This is a genomic window from Sphingomonas sp. AP4-R1, assembly GCF_013113735.1.
Taxonomy (GTDB): Bacteria; Pseudomonadota; Alphaproteobacteria; order Sphingomonadales; family Sphingomonadaceae; genus Sphingomonas_I.
In genome coordinates this window covers 2,662,221-2,677,538 of sequence record NZ_CP053346.1, presented here as the reverse complement: position 1 = coordinate 2,677,538, position 15,318 = coordinate 2,662,221, and the positions used below count along the sequence as shown (strand labels likewise).

At 63.0% G+C, this 15,318-nt stretch carries 17 protein-coding genes; 3 read left to right on the top strand and 14 right to left on the bottom strand.

Annotation, left to right across the window (positions count from 1 at the left end; translation table 11 throughout):
• The 4 genes from HL653_RS12495 to HL653_RS12480 all read right to left on the bottom strand — a co-directional run bounded on the left by HL653_RS12495 (position 1) and on the right by HL653_RS12480 (position 1,628).
• Positions 1–303 (bottom strand): DUF167 domain-containing protein, encoded by a 303-nt coding sequence (locus HL653_RS12495; RefSeq protein WP_171744794.1) that lies wholly within the window; start codon positions 301–303, stop codon positions 1–3.
• Complete coding sequence (locus HL653_RS12490; RefSeq protein WP_171744793.1) at positions 303–611, bottom strand: alkylphosphonate utilization protein; 309 nt, start codon at positions 609–611, stop codon at positions 303–305. Before HL653_RS12490 ends, HL653_RS12495 begins: the two co-directional genes overlap by 1 nt.
• 21 nt (positions 612–632) lie before the next feature.
• Positions 633–896 (bottom strand): transcriptional regulator, encoded by a 264-nt coding sequence (locus HL653_RS12485; protein WP_171744792.1) that lies wholly within the window; start codon positions 894–896, stop codon positions 633–635.
• 528 nt (positions 897–1,424) lie between these two features.
• Positions 1,425–1,628 (bottom strand): DUF5818 domain-containing protein, encoded by a 204-nt coding sequence (locus tag HL653_RS12480; protein ID WP_171744791.1) that lies wholly within the window; start codon positions 1,626–1,628, stop codon positions 1,425–1,427.
• A 17-nt stretch (positions 1,629–1,645) separates the two neighbouring features.
• On the opposite strand from HL653_RS12480, the gene HL653_RS12475 reads away from it, so the two are divergent.
• Positions 1,646–2,167, top strand: a complete 522-nt coding sequence (locus HL653_RS12475; RefSeq protein ID WP_253716795.1) for a hypothetical protein — start codon at positions 1,646–1,648, stop codon at positions 2,165–2,167.
• A gap of 92 nt (positions 2,168–2,259) precedes the next feature.
• Here HL653_RS12475 and HL653_RS12470 read toward each other — a convergent pair whose 3' ends face one another.
• The 6 genes from HL653_RS12470 to HL653_RS12445 form a co-directional block, all read right to left on the bottom strand.
• Positions 2,260–2,829 (bottom strand): hypothetical protein, encoded by a 570-nt coding sequence (locus HL653_RS12470; protein WP_253716793.1) that lies wholly within the window; start codon positions 2,827–2,829, stop codon positions 2,260–2,262.
• Positions 2,826–3,128 carry a hypothetical protein gene (locus HL653_RS24680; RefSeq protein ID WP_367613558.1) on the bottom strand — a complete coding sequence of 101 codons (303 nt, stop codon included), beginning with the start codon at positions 3,126–3,128 and terminating at the stop codon, positions 2,826–2,828. Before HL653_RS24680 ends, HL653_RS12470 begins: the two co-directional genes overlap by 4 nt.
• Positions 3,129–3,534: 406 nt before the next feature.
• Positions 3,535–3,999 carry a hypothetical protein gene (locus tag HL653_RS12460; protein WP_171744790.1) on the bottom strand — a complete coding sequence of 155 codons (465 nt, stop codon included), beginning with the start codon at positions 3,997–3,999 and terminating at the stop codon, positions 3,535–3,537.
• A complete protein-coding gene (locus tag HL653_RS12455) occupies positions 3,983–5,785 on the bottom strand; it encodes an integrase (protein WP_171744789.1) in 1,803 nt (600 codons plus the stop codon). The genes HL653_RS12460 and HL653_RS12455 overlap by 17 nt, the downstream gene beginning before the upstream one ends.
• 4 nt (positions 5,786–5,789) lie before the next feature.
• Complete coding sequence (locus HL653_RS12450; protein ID WP_171744788.1) at positions 5,790–7,607, bottom strand: site-specific integrase; 1,818 nt, start codon at positions 7,605–7,607, stop codon at positions 5,790–5,792.
• A complete protein-coding gene (locus HL653_RS12445; protein ID WP_171744787.1) occupies positions 7,600–8,742 on the bottom strand; it encodes a tyrosine-type recombinase/integrase in 1,143 nt (380 codons plus the stop codon). The genes HL653_RS12450 and HL653_RS12445 overlap by 8 nt, the downstream gene beginning before the upstream one ends.
• Positions 8,743–9,262: 520 nt before the next feature.
• On the opposite strand from HL653_RS12445, the gene HL653_RS12440 reads away from it, so the two are divergent.
• Together HL653_RS12440 and HL653_RS12435 are read left to right on the top strand one after the other, a co-directional pair.
• Entirely contained in the window at positions 9,263–10,702 is a 1,440-nt protein-coding gene (locus HL653_RS12440) for a S41 family peptidase (protein WP_171744786.1), read from the top strand.
• Positions 10,703–10,775: 73 nt separating this feature from the next.
• Positions 10,776–11,708 carry a phosphotransferase enzyme family protein gene (locus tag HL653_RS12435; RefSeq protein ID WP_171744785.1) on the top strand — a complete coding sequence of 311 codons (933 nt, stop codon included), beginning with the start codon at positions 10,776–10,778 and terminating at the stop codon, positions 11,706–11,708.
• A gap of 265 nt (positions 11,709–11,973) precedes the next feature.
• Here the strand turns inward: HL653_RS12435 and HL653_RS12430 are convergent, their stop codons facing one another.
• From HL653_RS12430 to HL653_RS12410, 4 genes are all read right to left on the bottom strand, one after another.
• Positions 11,974–12,384 carry a hypothetical protein gene (locus tag HL653_RS12430; RefSeq protein WP_253716791.1) on the bottom strand — a complete coding sequence of 137 codons (411 nt, stop codon included), beginning with the start codon at positions 12,382–12,384 and terminating at the stop codon, positions 11,974–11,976.
• A 285-nt stretch (positions 12,385–12,669) separates the two neighbouring features.
• The gene (locus tag HL653_RS12425) at positions 12,670–12,879 is read right to left on the bottom strand and encodes a hypothetical protein (RefSeq protein ID WP_171744784.1); all 210 of its coding nucleotides are present in this window, start codon (positions 12,877–12,879) and stop codon (positions 12,670–12,672) included.
• Between the two features lie 195 nt (positions 12,880–13,074).
• The gene (locus tag HL653_RS12415; protein WP_171744783.1) at positions 13,075–13,476 is read right to left on the bottom strand and encodes a hypothetical protein; all 402 of its coding nucleotides are present in this window, start codon (positions 13,474–13,476) and stop codon (positions 13,075–13,077) included.
• 48 nt (positions 13,477–13,524) lie between these two features.
• Positions 13,525–15,192: an ATP-binding protein gene (locus HL653_RS12410; protein WP_171744782.1), complete on the bottom strand. Its 1,668-nt coding sequence runs from the start codon at positions 15,190–15,192 to the stop codon at positions 13,525–13,527.
• Positions 15,193–15,318 lie beyond the last annotated feature (126 nt).

Sequence of the window (15,318 nt, the reverse complement as noted above, 5' to 3'; positions counted from 1 at the left end):
TCATCCGCGCGGCTGCCCGATACGCACAAGCTTGGTGCGGCTTGTCTCGCCGCGAAGGAGCTGGATCGAAGAGACCGGCTGGCCCAGCGCGGCGGCGAGAAGGCGCAGGATAGCATCATTGGCGTTGCCACCCTCAGCTGTCGCCGTCGTGCGGACATGCAGTTCCGGGAACCCGGCCCCCGAAGGGAGCAGTATCGCGTCGGCCGAAGCGTTCGGCGTGGCGCGCAGCGCGAGACGCCCGTTGTTATCCGCCAGCGCGCGAATTTCGGTCGCGGAGGGCAACAGGATCCGACGCCGCGCCATCAGCGCTTGCGGACGAATTCGGCGCGCAGCACGAGGCCCTTGATGCCATCAAATTTGCAATCGATCTCCTGGACGTCACCGGTCAGGCGGATCGCCTTGATGAGCGTTCCGCGCTTGAGCGTTTGACCAGCGCCCTTGACGTCCAGATCCTTGATCAGTGTGACCTGATCGCCATCGGCGAGAAGATTGCCAACAGCATCCCGGACCTCAGGGTGAATGGCGGCGCGCTGGCGCTCGGCGCGTTCGGATGCCGGAAGCCATTCGCCGCTTTCCTCATCATAGACATAATCTTCGCTGCTATCGGTCATCTGTGTGTGTCCATTGGTCAGTCATCCCTGGGTCGCGACGGCCTGGCGCAAGCGCACACCGCGTCCCCCGGTTTGACTGGGTGCATTCTCGCCGATCAGCTCGACACCCGCGCGTTCGAGGGCGGATACGACCTTGACCAGCGATTCCACGACACCTCGCACCTGCCCATCCGACGCTTCCATGCGCTGGATCGTCGGAAGCGACACCTTTGCCAGTTCCGCCAGCCGCTTCTGGTCGATGCCGAGCAACGCGCGTCCCGCGCGCATCTGCTGTGAAGTGATCATGCGGACTGTATGATGTATCATACATCAGATTTCAACCATGGATCGCCAAAATGCATATGTTATCTTCCAGTCTTATGAAAATTTGCTAGAATGGCAGGCTCGGTCTTGCGGTGCACATGGCAATGACGCGGATCAAGGGAGTCGCCGCCGCGGGCCACACGGGCGTGCAGTGAAGACGGGCAAACGGTTCGCGGGATTTCTTCTCCTTCAGAATAGGATGCTGAAGGATTTCGTCCGGGAGGGAAGCGCGCGGCAGTCGCTTGGGCGGGAAGAGATCGATCGCCTTTGCCGGCTGGAAGCGCTGAACGCCGCGGAGCTTACCAGGTGGGAGCGTGATCTCTTCGCAGGCCGGGACCAACCGGCATCCCAGCTGAGAGACGGCGGGTAGCCCAACGGACGTCGTGACCGACGCCGGCGCCTGGCCGCGTGCCACCCCTCAGCCCGACGTTATACTGGCCGATTAAAAGTCGGGTCTGATCTGAGCCCTGATTCGAAGCATAGTTCGGCCCTTGCCGGGACCATCCGGCCTCAGGCAGGACCGATCCAAAGCAGTTCGAGGATGCTCGCTCCGCGCTGCCAGGCCTCGACCCGAACCGACCGGTCCTGATGCGTCCGAAGGTCCGAGTCTGTCTGAAGGCGCCAGAGCGGCCCCTCGTCGATTTCCAAGAACGGGCCGCGCTCGTTGAGGCGCAATATCCCATAGAGTCGCAACGGCGCCTTGCTGTCAGTCATGAACGAGTACAGCCAGCATGGACACTGCCAAAGAAGGAATCGGCAAGACAGACGGAACAGACATTGCCTTGGCATGGCATAAGCGCGCTTATGCTTGCAATCCTGTTCGTTCTACGTTCTCAGGCAGACTGAGGAGCCACGCGATAATCCGCGATTATCTCGCCAGCTATGATTATAACTTGCCGCTGGACGATGCGGTGGTCGATCCTGACCTTCCGCTGGTTCGCCGCAGGCTGGCGAGCGTTGCTGCAAGCGAAGGTCTGGATGGCGGCTATTATGAGGCGCAGGAGATGGCCGAGGCGTTTCTCGACGCCGCCCGCGAAGCGAATGCGGGGGTCGAGGAGGAAGATAGCCCGGCCCGTGTTCGGCTGCATGATATCTTGGACCGCGATCTTGCCTACCAGCGTGAACTGTTCGACGAAGTTTGCGTGCTGCCTTTGGCGGATGCAGCCGCGCATCTCGCATGGCTCGCCGACATGATGAGGCGTCGGGCCGATATGGCGCCGCCGATCGCGGCCGTGCTCGGTTATCGCCACTGACGCGGCCGTCGCCGGCGTGATCGCGTCTTTGCCGCCCATCATCCTCGGCTTGCCCGCAGATATTGGCCGGGGGGCGGCGCGATGCGTGACCTTCAGGCGTGTCCCACGCGGGTCGCCGCCGAGCGCACTATGCGGGCCTGGTCGGGGCCGAGCGTGCCGAGAAGCTTCAGCTCCGCCGCTATGAGTTCTCGCTCGGTGGAATACGCATCGATGGTATAGCTGCCCCGCGCGAAGCTGTCGTCCGAGGGCGGCACCATGGCGGTGTAGGATTGTGGCCAGAAGCAGATGAGGAGCCAGGGCCAGTTCGGTGCCTGGGGCTCGTAACGAGCGAAGATGATGTCGCTGGCGCGCAGGCCGGACGGCCGCCGGTCGAGAAGAGCAGGCGCTACAAGAGTTTTCCGCGGCTCGCAGAGGAACGCTTCGAACTCGTGCATCTCTGCGAGGCTTTCGAGGATCACGGGATAGTAGCGGCCGAGAGCCAGACCTCCTCCCGAAAAGCGAGGTGGGATGTCGATCAGCAGGATATCCGGCAATGTCGCGAGTGGCCGGTTATAATAGAGTCTCGTGGCGGCCAGATCATCGATAAGTCGCATCAAGAGAGTTTTTCGGTGATGCTGTTTGGCAGTCAACAACAGTCGCAGACAGATTGACGGTATCGTCATGCCGCGAGACGCTGGACACCGGCATTGAAGCGATCGATCCAGTCCCGCATGGTCGGACGTTCGGCGAGCGGGATCTGGGCCGCGACGCTTTGGAAGTCGATCAGATCAACCGGGGCGCCGGCAATGATGGCGTCCATTTCGGACGCGGGAAGAAGAGCGCGTTCCCGGATGAAGCGGGTCATCGAGCCGGGGCGCTCACGTGTCGATTTCCGCCACAGACCCTCGACGGTCACAAGGCGGGGCGCGGCGCGAGCTTCCACCAATATGATCAGGCGAAGGCACCAGCGCGGGAGGCTCATCAGCTCGCTCGTTTTCTGTGCGAGACAAAGCCAGCAAGCCGATTTTATCGGCACGGGCAGGCCCTCGGCGCGGATCCGCGCGATACAGGCGTCGCGATCCCAGCCCCAGGCGCGTAAGGGATAATGATAGTCGTAAAAATCGCTGATATGGCCTTCGCGATGGGCATAGCGGCGGCTGTCGGCGGGCGAGCTGTCATAGCCGATGAGCTTGACGACCTTGCCGCCCTGGGCCCATATTTTCCGGGCCGGATCCCATTCATTAACCCATTGATCTTGAGGCTGTATTTTCCACTTTTGCGAGCATTAGGTCTGGATCGACCTGTCTTATTGGCTTCGCAAAGCGCGTAATTCCGCCATTCCCACTCCTCCTCCCCTTTCAACACGCCCGATTAGGGCGTGACCGCCTTCAGGCAGCGGTAGGATCGGGCTCTTCGGCGTTGGTGCGGATAGGGACGGGCCGGCGTATCCGATCGAGTTCCTGCACAAGTTGCGCGTTACGGCGTTCGAGCCGCTGCGCGCGCTGCTCGGCTTCGACAGCGCGTTTCAGCAGGCTGGCATTATGTGTCGCGAGGGCGATGTTCTTGGCTATCGCGTCATGAAGAGTGGCGCGTGTGCGATCGGCCTTGCCAGCAGCCGTTTCAGTGGCGCCCTTACGTTGCGACTGAAGCTCGCGCAGGGCGTCGAGAACGTCGGCATGGTGCGTATAGATGATGTTGCGGCCGACCTTGGCTGTTCGTGCGAGAGCGGCGACCGTTGGCGCGGCGGACGGGTCCTTCGCGAGGACGCCAAGGGCTTCGCGCAGGCGTGCATTGGTGTTCGCCCGGCGACGGGCCTGCGGGGTGGATGGGGCAGATTCAGACGTCACCGGCATTTCCTTCGTTGAGCTGGTCGAGGATACGGCGAGATTCCTGGATGCGGGCTTCGGCAAGTGCTCGGCTCTCGCGATCGAGGTCATCGCGCTGGATCAATGCGGTGTTCCGTTCAAGGCGCGCTTCCCAGACCGGCCTATGCCGGTCGGTCACAGCGAAGTTGGCGCACGTCGAGCAGGTGCTTTGTGTGCGGAGCAGCGGGTTCGGCTCGCGCTCGCCGCCGAGGCAAGCGGAGGTCTCCCGGCGGTAGAGGCAGTAGCCCCAGTCGCACACGCCGAGGCGCATATCCGTTTCGGCGAGGATCTCGGTGATATAGCCATCGACGTCGCCCGACCGCGTGCGCCCGCGGAACGGCGATCGCTCGGAGAGCATGACGCCCGCCTTTCCGGCGACGTTCGGCGCCAGGAGCAGGTCTTCCAGCGCCTTGCGGGTTTCTTCGGCAGCCTGGTCGTCGATCAGCTCGGCGAGCTCGAAGTCGGTGCCAACATAGGCCCGGTCGGTCATCGCGCGGTGGACGTGTCCGAGATGGCGTTGCAACGCAGTCAGCCCGGTACGGTCGCGCCGCCCGATGAACCGCGAGAATGTCTTGCGCCCTTGATAGGTGGTCAGGCGCCAGGTGTCGCCTTGGTGGTCGGGCAAGGCGAGGAACGGCGCAAGCCGCTCGTTCAAGCGGACATTGACCATTGGTGACCGCAGTCGGGCGACGGGCATTTTCGTCGGAAGTGGTGATCGTCCCCGGCCGATCTGGTGGAGCCAGAGATTCCTCTGCCCGCTGAGTTCGCGAAGCGGAGAGGAGAGACGTTCGAGGAGATGGATCGCCCGCTGGACCGGCTCGGGCGCAAGCCAACGGTGGATGTCCCCATGTTCCGTCCGCGACGTCTTCGTGATCGTGCCGACCAGATAGACGTGTTCCTCGCCGTCTCCATCGGTCGCGCGCCGTTCGAGGCAACCCTCCTCAAGCCTGAGTATCTCGGAGGCTCTCGCGCCAACGAGATAGGCGATGACGACGAAGCAGGCGTCGCCAAGCCGATCCAGCATGAACGCCAGGCGGCGCAGCGGCCATTCCGGATTCGGATACATGCTCGCGCAGGGGCATGGCTCGGCCAACATGGCGCGTCTGATATGCCAGTGGAGCCTTCGCCCCTGATGCTGCGGTCTGAACTGCTCATACAGATCTTCGAGACGGTCGCGCAGCGCGAGGATCTGGTCTGCGGGATCGCCGAGCAGTTCGATAGCGCCGCTGATCAACGGCACGGCGATCTCGTCGGGGGTATAGGGGTGACCGCCATAAGGTTTCCAGTGCCGCTTCCCGATCGAGGCCGCGCGAGGCGGTGCCGCTGGCGGCGCGTCGTCCAACTTGTCGCGTTGCATATGGAAGGTGCGGATCGTGCCGAGATGGCCTTCGGCGGTGCTGAGCGAGAGCAACGCGCCGTTCCTGCCTGGCCGGGCGCGCAGCATCGCCACGAACCGGTCAACGGCGTCTTGATCGAGATCCCTGAAGCTTCGAACGTTCTCTACCGCCATCCATCGAACGAGGAAGCGGATATTGCTGAAGTGACCATGGATCGTTTCGTGTCGGAGCGGCATTCGCCCTTCGGGCGGATCGCTCCGCAGCGAGAGCAGGAACAGTTCGGCCGCGTGCCGGAGCGGCGTCCACTGATCGCCGTTGAATCGGCTCCCATCCGGCATCTCGAAGCCCCAGTTGAACGTCGTGGCGGCGGGGACATGTTCGTTCCCGAGCAACGGCGCCGGAAGATGGGCAGGCACGGATGTCGGGACGGAGGCCATGAGGCTATTCTAGGTCCGGCAGCGGCGGCAGAGCGGGCATGAGCCGTTCCGCGTCCGGCATCATTTCGGGCGGGAACGCCGGCAGCAGGTCTTGTGTCAGCACTTGAAGACTAGGTGCGTAGAAGAGGCCGAACCGGATCGGGTCGATCCGTTGCCGCGCCGCTTCAAGATGCCTGGTGGCTTGGACGATGCGCGCCAGATGATTCGGCTCGATTGGGACGATCAGGCCCGGACAGGCAAGGCAGCCTCCCAGTTTTGGGCACACGCCGCCAGGGCGGGCGTATCCGTTGTCGATCGGGCGAAGGCAGTTGTGCCCGAACAGCGCCGTTACCCGCACGCTGGTATCCGGCCCTTGATGTTGCGAGTCATGGGAGGACGTCTCGCCAGTGACCCATGTGATCATCAGCGACTGGAGCCGGGCGATCGTATCGCGTTCGAGGCGGCGGACGGCCTCGCCATCGACATAGATGTCGGTGGTGGCGACATTCGCATGATTGAGGACCGCCTTGGCCGCCATGATATCGCCCTGCGACGCTGTGTAATGGGCGCTTGCCATGCTGCTGCGGAACAGCTTTGGCGAGAAGTCTGGAAGCAGAGAACGGGACTTGCTGGGATTCGCATCGTTCCAGGAGGCTATCGCGCGATTGTGCTGCACGTAGAAGCGCAACATTGCCGATCGCAACGTGGCCTGCACGATATGACCGGCGAGATACTCGCGCTCGAGGCGTCCTGTCGTCATGAGGAAGCGGTGCAGGAACAGCCGGTCGCGTTTGGACGGCTCCACATGCGGTAGCAGAGGCGAAGTCATCGCCAGGAGCTTTTCGATCAGACGAGGCGCCGCGTAGGGTCGACGGTTATCGAACGAGCGCCGTTGCATGCGCTTCACCTTGCCGCCAGCACGAGGCTTCACCCACTCGACCATGACGCGATGCCGATCGAGCGGATGGGGCACGAGGCAGTCCCGCTTGATCTGGCGGAGCGGACCGGCATTGGCCGCCGTCTGGATCAGTAGCACGATATAAAACGCAACCAGCGTGTCGGTCGTGAGGTGGAGATAGCCCTCGAGCTCGCGGAACCCACCTATGTCGGCGATCCGTTGTCGATCGGGCTTACTAAAATCCGAGCCGCGGGAGGGCGGCATGATGCCGTGGCCGCGGCGATGGAGCTTCCAGATCCAGCGATCTCGTTCGGCGGTCCGCCCACTATGGAGCGGCGCATTCGGAAGATTGACGATGGTTTGCCCGTGCTGGAACTTGGCCCAAGCCGTGTCGATCTCGGAATAGCAGACTGCCAGCAGGGCGCGCATTGCGGCGGGTGTCAGCCGGTCTTGCGGTAACCGCTGGACGCCGGCGAGCGGGATCGGATTGTTGGGAACGGCGAAGCCCGGTGCGAACAAGCCTGGATTGTCCGCGATCGCGCGCTTGAGGACCGGCCGGATCATACCAAGCTGACCGGATTGTGAGCGGACGCCACGCCTGCGCCCGTTGGTGGGCATCGCCAGCCAGGCGATGAACCGGCGGATCGTTGCCGTGTCGAGGTCTGCCGCGCGCCAGACACGCGCGTCTTCGCGCAGGAACCTCCCGAACACGCGCAGCGCGAACCAGCGCGCGGTGCGGGTCGCGGCGCTGGATGCTACATCATGATCGCGGAAGGCCCGAGCGATGGCGGCGCTGATATCGTCCGGCATTCCGAACAGGGCCGGGTCGAAGCGCTGGACGATCTTGCTCCATTCGTCGCGGAACTGGATTTCGGCGACCTCCGCCGGATGGTTCGCCGGTGCCTGATCAAGTCTCAGCGTCCGATCGAGGCGGCCCCTAGCCATCGGCGGGGATCAGCTCGCCATAAAGATAGGCGAGGCTTTCGCTCAGGTCGCGTTCGTGCAGTTCGACACAGCGCAGATAGATTGCCGTCGTCGTGATCGAGGCGTGGCCGAGCAGCACCTGCACGACCTTGAGCGGGTTGAGATCGGGATTGGTGCGGGCCTGGATCTGAAGGCGAACCAGCATTGCCATCGCGAAGGTGTGCCGCAGCCAGTGCAGTGTGCCCTGAAGTCCCGCGGCCCCAAACGCTTCCGCAAGCTGTGTCGTCAGGAGCTTACGCGTCATGGCGTGACCATGCTCGTTCAGCAGCAGATTGGGCGGCGCGCGATAGCCACGGTCGGAACGGCGGATACGGCGGACGATCCGGGCGCGATCCTCGCCCACATACCAGTGCGTATGATCGAGCAGCCGAAGCGGCGGATAGACTATCCTTGGCCGGTCTCCCTTGGTGATATGGAGCGGCACGCCGACAAGTGGATCGCTGTCGAGGTCGAGTGGCCAGCTATCCGGGATCTGGTCGACGGCGAGCGCGCAAAGCTCCTTGCGGCGCAGCCCCGCCCCAAGCGCCCATTGCGCGGCAAGTCGAGCAGTAGGCCTGAGATGCGCGAACAGCCGTGCCAGTTCGTCGGCTCGCAACGGTCGCGGCAGTTTTTCCGGGCGCGAGACGATCAGCTCGTTGACCTGGCGCCGCTGTAGTCCGGGGCGATAGGCGCCGTCCAACATCAGCGTCATCTTCTCGGTCAACCGGAACGGGCAGTGGTCGATAAGCTTTCGATCTAGGGTCCAGCTATAAAAGCGGCAGACGGTCGAGACACGCGCATTGATCGTGGTCCGGGCATAGGGCCGCCCGGTATGCGTGCTGGGATTCTCCAACATCCGGTTGCGATAGGCGGTGATGACGCGTTCGTCGGCTTCGCGCCATTCGATCCCCGATTGTTCGAGTGAGTCGAACCAGTCGTGGAGATGCTCGCTGTAGGTCCGCACGGTTTCCGTGGCCCGGGCGCGGCCGCTCAGTTCGGCGTGCTCCATGAGCCAGACGAAGGCCGGCTCAATGATCGCCATCTCCGCATTAAGCAGGATTGGAAAGCCAGCGGGGACATTGCTTTCGCCCGCGCCGGCTCGAATGATCGATACCACCGGCTGTCTCACTGAACGACAAGCTGAGACCGGTATAGTATCACGATATTGCCGCTTTGGGAGCCTGGTTCATCCGTCAGATCTCGTCGCGACTGAAGCCGGGGGTGCTCGACGAGCGAATCACATCCATCACAGACTATCTTTGCGAACGCGGTCCGACTTTCGAGATTAGTGTCGCAGGCGTAGTGTCGCCTGGTAGTTGAATCCTACCCGTCGACTGATTGTCAGGGCTCGACCACCCCTGAACGTTCAAGCGGGAGACGTGTCATTCGGAAAACCGTCATTCAAGCCGGACTCACCTGTCCCGGTTTTTGCATATCGAGCAGCGCATTTCGGGAAAACGCAATCAGTACAAGTTTTGGGAAACACAACTTATATGGAGCAGCGCTGTGACGGCGAGCCAGCCCATGCCTGTTAGACGTTCCTAATCGAGAAAGCTGGTGCGGTGCTGTCCACCCTCATAAGGAGGGTCGTAGCCGATTTAGATCGATGCCACATGTGAATGGGGGGGCCAGTTGTGTTGTTTAACGGTGCCGCGCTGACCGCCTTGCTTCTTGTTGCGACAGCGTCAATGACCGCGCCGCTCAAAGGGCAGGATTGGGCTTCAAAGGCGCGGCAGGACATTGCATCTGCTCATGATATTATCCGGGACAACCATCCTGGCCCGGTTGATGTGTCGAACCCGAGGTTTAAGGACTGGCTTGAAAGGGGCCAATTACAGGCGTTGGCACAGGCCAAGGCCGCGACCACCGAAAGTGATTACTGGCGGGCGCTGACTTTCTACATCAACGGGTTTCAGGACGGACACCTCACAGTCAGGCGCAATGGCAGTGTGGCCCAAGTCTGGCCTGGTTTCCTGACTTCCACGGATGCGTTGGGGGTTACACGCATCACCGTCAGCACGATCGCGGCGGCCCCGATCGGCGCACGAGTGGCAGAGTGCGACGGTGTGCCGTCCACGCGCCTGCTGGACGAGCGGGTCCATCCATACCTCACGAACGCTGGCATAGCGCATGAGCGCCTGCTTACCGCTTCTTACTTGTTCGTTGGCGAGGCGGGCGATCGGCCGAAGCTGATGAAGGCTTGCAGGATCGAGACGGGCGTCGGTGCGCCGCGTCGTATTCTGCTGGACTGGAAACCCATCGACAAGGCCGACCTCGCGCAACGACTTCCTGAAGCGCAAGGAAGGGTGGAGCCGCCCTTGGCTGTGCGCCAGATCAACGGCGTGTGGTTCGTCTCCCTGCCATCCTTCAACTGGTGGGGCGATCAGGCGGCCAAGATGCAGGCGATGGTGGAGGAGGTGAAGCGGCAAGCCGGCACGCTTCATTCCGCTTCCCGAGTTGTCATCGACGTTCGAGGTAATCCGGGCGGAAACAGCCAGTGGGCCAGCGAGATCGCATCCGCCCTCTGGAGTGATAACGCCGTCTTGGCGATCACCAATAGCTTCGATCAGACGGTCGATTGGAGGGCATCGGCCCAGAACGCCCAGCTCACTCGCGCATCCGCCGCTCGCTCAATGGCGGCGGGGCTGACCGAGGATGCAAGAGGCCGCAACCGTGTCGCCGACCAGATGGATGCAGCAAGGGCCAAAGGGCAAGACTTGTTCACCGACGCCGAACTACCGACGTCGCGCGGCCTTCCGTCAGGTTACACGTCGCCGTTCAAAGGCAAGGTGTTCTTCCTCACGGACATGCGATGTGCCAGCGCCTGTCTGGATTTTGCCGATGTTGTCACCCGCATGCCGGGGGTCACGCATATCGGCCAGCCGACCTCGGCCGATACCGTTTACATAGACAACGTCGAGATACCGCTTCCAAGCGGTAACGCCCGGCTAAGCTACTCGCTTAAGGTCTACCGGCACAGGCTGCGGGGCAGCAATCAATGGTACAGCCCAAAGGTGGTTTGGCCGGGAGGGCAGATGACAGATGCCTCTGTGGCACGATGGGTTGCTACGCTCTGAGTTGCTGACAATCTGGGACTTTACCGAAGCACCATTGTTTGAGGGAGAAAGCATAGAGGTGCGAGATGGACCAATGGATGTGGTCGCCGCCTTCCCGTTCGATCATCCGGGCGAGCCCGTGTCGCTCTACGACTATGCGCCCGTGCTGCGTGTTCGTGATCGTCGCGGCGATTGGGTTCTGAAGCGAACGGGGCTGGTCCATTCGGACGGCGAGGCGATTGGACAATGGCTGACGGCGCTACATGGCTTGGGCGTCGATGTGGTGGCTCCGGCAGCGCACCTCCACCCCAATCCCCGCCGCCTTGAAGACGGCCAGGAGTGGGTGGTCTATCCGTTTGTGTCGGGCACCGGATACCATGCCGATGAAAGCGAGATTGTCGACGCCGGGCGTTTGCTCGGCCGGATGCACGCGGCCGATCCGCCCGAGGCGAATGCCTTGGCGATTTACAGTGAGCCGATGGTGCGAGATGCCGAATGGATCGAGCCGCACCTTGTTTTGGCTGAAGACGCCATCGAAACCGCCGGTGCGGATCGGCGCGCATTCCGGGAGGCAACGCGGGCACGCCTCGCCACGGCCGAACCCGTCATGGGTTTGCCGCTCGCTGGTTGCAGCTTCGACTTCAAAGCGTCGAACCTCGTTTTCAGCCCGAAGCCTACGCTGGTCGATCCGGACCATGCGGCACGGATGCCAAGGCTCTATGACCTCGCTGTCGCGCTGCTCCTGTTCCACTGCGACCTCTCCACCGCTCCCGGTCGATTATGGACGCCGAACGAGTGGGCGGCCTTCTTGATGGGCTATGCCGAGCATGTCGTCTTCACTGACGCGGAACTGGCGGCGTGGTCGTCGATCCTGGAACTGGCATGGCTCGATCAAGGCATCTGGCTTTTGGGAAACTGGCCGGAGGGGTGGGCGGACGCGAAGGATCGTGCATATCTTTTGGACGTAGCCACCTTCGACCCGGCGGTGTTCCCGCTAACGCATCCGGATCATATTGCGAGCGGATAGCGGCGTTTCCGATCAACGATTCCACCGAGAACACGCTGGCCGTCTCGCGGGCCTTCCCATTCCCGATCATTTTTGGGCCTGCAGCTAACGCTTAGCCTTTCTCCCGTAATCCGTCAGACCGCTCGCAACTAATTTCACCCCTTAGCGCATCAACCAGCACGGCGAAGTTTTCGGTTTTCGCCAATAGCGCGTGCGGACGTGAAGAAGGATCAGGCCGGCCGCCGCCAGCTCTTTGGGTTAGCGCGTCGTCCGGCCTGATCCTTCTTCAGAGGCGAGCTAAGATGACACTCGGTCCAAGCAGACCTAACGAGCAGCTATGGCGGCCGAAACTGATCGACGGCAGTGTCGCGTTGGTGAGGCAGTTCTCGAGCAGCGAGAAGTAAGGCGGCCAGTGTTTGAAGCGCTTCGGCACATAGCGCACGACATGATGCTCGATATGATGCCGGTCCATCCAGCGCTGGAAGATCGGCAGAAAGGCATAGGTCTCCTCGCGCTCGACGCCGGTGTCGGCTGTGAGGACTGCGGACAGCGGCAGGCCTTGTTTGACCCATTCGATGATCATCGCGGTGCTGTCGACGCCCATGCCCCAGGCGGCGATCACAGGAACGCCGGACAGGGCAGCTAGGCAGGCGTCGTGGTTCGCCGCCGCGAGCGGCGGTCGCTTCGGGTCGTACATGGCTGATCTCCAGGAAGGAGGCCGGGCGCCCCGAAGGACCGTCGGCGTCATTGGTGGTGGCTGCCTGCGGACGGCGGGTCCACGGAATGCGACGATCGCCTCGTCTCCCAGGCCTCGAGTGTGGCGGCGTGCGGCCGCTCAGATGTCGAGCGGGACGCTGACCATCGCGTCTGGGGGACATGGCTGCTCGGTCAGGAGATAGCCAAGTCGATTGACGGTATGCAGGCCGTCGGTGATCTCGAGGCATTCATCGCCGTCGATCGCCGTCCAGACATTTGCGATGGGTTACGATCTAATGAAGGCGAGGTCCGGGCCAGAGGCTTCGAAAAGGCACCCGCCATGGCCAAAGTCGAAACCGGCGGTCGCGAGCAGATGATTGGGCACCGGTCGGAACCTGTCCACGAACTCATCCTCGGTGAGGCTGAGAAATTCGATGACAGGTGGAGGGGCGTCGGGCGCCTCGCCGGCGGGCGGCCGCAATATGCCATCGGTCATGGCAGTGATCCTCATTGTGAGAGCCGTCTCCGGCACAAGCTGGCGCCGGATCAGGCGACGAGCGTCATCAGCGCCTGACGGCGGTGCGGCCCGGTGCTGGAGACGCGAAAGGGCTGGAGGGGATCGCCGGTGCGTAGCACGAACTGGGGATGGCCGGTCTCGTGCCGCATCCGCAGGGCAACGGCGTAGGCATGGTCAAAGGATGCCAGCGCCGCGCGCTTGGGCGAGCAGCGTTGCATCGAGCAGGTGCTGGTCATGACTGGTATCCTCGGGTTGATTGGCGTCGGCGAAGGTGGGCAGTTGCGACCAGGCGGGTTCGTCGCGGTCGAACAGGACCCAGGAGGCATCCCTGTCGAATGCGGCGCGCAGGATCGCCCAGAACTCCGGGCTGATGTCGGGCGCCTCACCACCGCACGCGACGACGCAGGTGTGGACGAAGAATCCATAGGCATAGGGTTCGATCACCAGATCGGGATGGCCGACCTCGACACGCCCGTCCGCCCCGCGCGGTGCGGTGGTGATGAGGTGATCGATATGACGACGCTCGGCCACAGGCAGATGGGCGGTCGAGCAGGCAAAGAGTGTGGCATGGCGCATGGGAACGCTCCCTCACGAGGGATTGGGTGATTTGCAGGCGGCGGGAGCTCAGGCCGCTTGATCGAGCGAGAGCGAGAGCCTGTTCTTGTCGGCGGAGATGGTCAGGCTGCGGCCGCTCGGAATGAGCCACTGGACATGCTCGAAGACCGCCTCACGCAATCGGGCGAGCAGCGCCTCGTCCTCGCCCAGCAGCAGCAGGTTGGCGAGATTGCGGGCTTCATGCTCGAACGAAAGCGATTGCGTATCCCAGCTGTCGCGCTCGCAGTCGTCGGAGTAGCAGAACAGGCTGGCATATATCAGATCGGCAAGCGCGTCGGGCTGCACGTTGGCCTGGCCGTCGAACAGGATGGTCGCCTCGTCGAGCGTCCAGCAGCCATTGTTGCAGACCAGCATGTCCGCGGGCACGCGGTATAGGGTGGGTTCGGAGGGTGACGGACCACCGGGCCGTAGAAGGATCTCGGCGAAGAGGTCCTCGACCGGCCCGGGCTCAAAATCGTCGGGCAGAGCGACGTCATCGGCATAGCGATAGAGGGTGCCATCGCGCCGCAGGACGAAGCTGCAGGACAGAAGACGCGGCAATCCGTCGTACCAGCGATAGCCCTCGAAATCGCGGTTCTCGTGAACCAGGCGCCCACCGAGCGGCGTTTCCTTCGCAAGAGCGCGCGACAGTGCCTGCTCGATGTCGGGTTCGTGGTTGGACATGATGATCATAGGGCCCGAGCGAACGGCCTCGCCCTGATAACGGTTGGACGTGTCGGCAATGTTGGGCGTCCAGGCATTGAGCCAGGGTTCGGCTTCGGGAAGAACGACACCAAGGTCGCGTGCGCGCGCCCAGGCCTTGTAGGAGAGCCGATGGGATTTCTCGCAGGCGATGGCGCGGTAAAGCGCGATTTCGGCCGCTTCCCCGAGCCGGGACAGCGCCTCGTTCTCGACCATTTCCTTGCGCGCGGGGAGCACGAGCTGAAGCGCCGGCGCGTCGACGATATCGATCCGCACCCGCCAGTTATGGGGTCTCTCGATTTCGCTCAGCGTGGGAAGCCGTGCGGCGACCGTCACGCCATGGAAATTGATGCGGGGCGTGTGGACGGCCTCGGTCGTGCTGTCGTGGAAGATGCCGATGCGACAGCCTTCCCATAACTTGATCTGTCCCGCACCGGCGAGAAAGTCCTCGCACGGAAGCTGCGCGCCCTCGAAATGAACGGGAAGCGGGAAATATCGGGCCGCGAGTCGAAGCGCCGACGCAAGCTGCTGCTCCCAGGCGGCCGGCAACATGATCTGGATTTCGGTGCCGCGCACGATCCCGCATGGCTCGATCGCGAGCGGGACAGCCCCTTCCCATCCATCAGCCGGAATATGGACCGCCCAGCCACGCCCTGCCGGTCGGGACCAGGAGCGGACAAGCACATCCCGACCGGCGAGGCTGAACACGCCCATGCCGGCCGGATCCTCGCGCGAACGGACATCCTGCTGCCAGCCCGATGTGCCAAGGGTCAGGAGGTTGGCGGGATCGTCGATGCCGCAGCCGTCATCATAGATGGACAGCGCACTGCCGGTGGGAAGGTTATAAACCGCGACATGGATCGCGCGGGCACCGGCGCGGCGGGCGTTCTGGAAAAGCTCCTGAAGCACATCGCCGAGCGTGCCGTTGAACAGGCGCGAGACCTTGGTGATGAGCGACTGACCGACCTCAGGCCGGATGGTGGCGGGAAAGGACATGGGATGCGGCTCCTGTCCGGCGGAGACCAATTCCCCGCCGCACGAGACCTCATCCCCCTCCCCTTTGGAGCGTGGTCGGGCGTGGTGGATCGGCTCTTCCTGCAAGGTCGGTCCCGCCAACCACCG

Coding starts and splice junctions, on each gene's coding strand:
- HL653_RS12495 (WP_171744794.1), bottom strand. CDS start 303: ATGGCGCGGCGTCGGATCCTGTTGCCCTCCGCGACCGAAATTCGCGCG.
- HL653_RS12490 (WP_171744793.1), bottom strand. CDS start 611: ATGACCGATAGCAGCGAAGATTATGTCTATGATGAGGAAAGCGGCGAA.
- HL653_RS12485 (WP_171744792.1), bottom strand. CDS start 896: ATGATCACTTCACAGCAGATGCGCGCGGGACGCGCGTTGCTCGGCATC.
- HL653_RS12480 (WP_171744791.1), bottom strand. CDS start 1,628: ATGACTGACAGCAAGGCGCCGTTGCGACTCTATGGGATATTGCGCCTC.
- HL653_RS12475 (WP_253716795.1), top strand. CDS start 1,646: ATGGACACTGCCAAAGAAGGAATCGGCAAGACAGACGGAACAGACATT.
- HL653_RS12470 (WP_253716793.1), bottom strand. CDS start 2,829: ATGACGATACCGTCAATCTGTCTGCGACTGTTGTTGACTGCCAAACAG.
- HL653_RS24680 (WP_367613558.1), bottom strand. CDS start 3,128: ATGAGCCTCCCGCGCTGGTGCCTTCGCCTGATCATATTGGTGGAAGCT.
- HL653_RS12460 (WP_171744790.1), bottom strand. CDS start 3,999: ATGCCGGTGACGTCTGAATCTGCCCCATCCACCCCGCAGGCCCGTCGC.
- HL653_RS12455 (WP_171744789.1), bottom strand. CDS start 5,785: ATGGCCTCCGTCCCGACATCCGTGCCTGCCCATCTTCCGGCGCCGTTG.
- HL653_RS12450 (WP_171744788.1), bottom strand. CDS start 7,607: ATGGCTAGGGGCCGCCTCGATCGGACGCTGAGACTTGATCAGGCACCG.
- HL653_RS12435 (WP_171744785.1), top strand. CDS start 10,776: ATGGATGTGGTCGCCGCCTTCCCGTTCGATCATCCGGGCGAGCCCGTG.
- HL653_RS12430 (WP_253716791.1), bottom strand. CDS start 12,384: ATGTACGACCCGAAGCGACCGCCGCTCGCGGCGGCGAACCACGACGCC.
- HL653_RS12425 (WP_171744784.1), bottom strand. CDS start 12,879: ATGACCGATGGCATATTGCGGCCGCCCGCCGGCGAGGCGCCCGACGCC.
- HL653_RS12415 (WP_171744783.1), bottom strand. CDS start 13,476: ATGCGCCATGCCACACTCTTTGCCTGCTCGACCGCCCATCTGCCTGTG.
- HL653_RS12410 (WP_171744782.1), bottom strand. CDS start 15,192: ATGTCCTTTCCCGCCACCATCCGGCCTGAGGTCGGTCAGTCGCTCATC.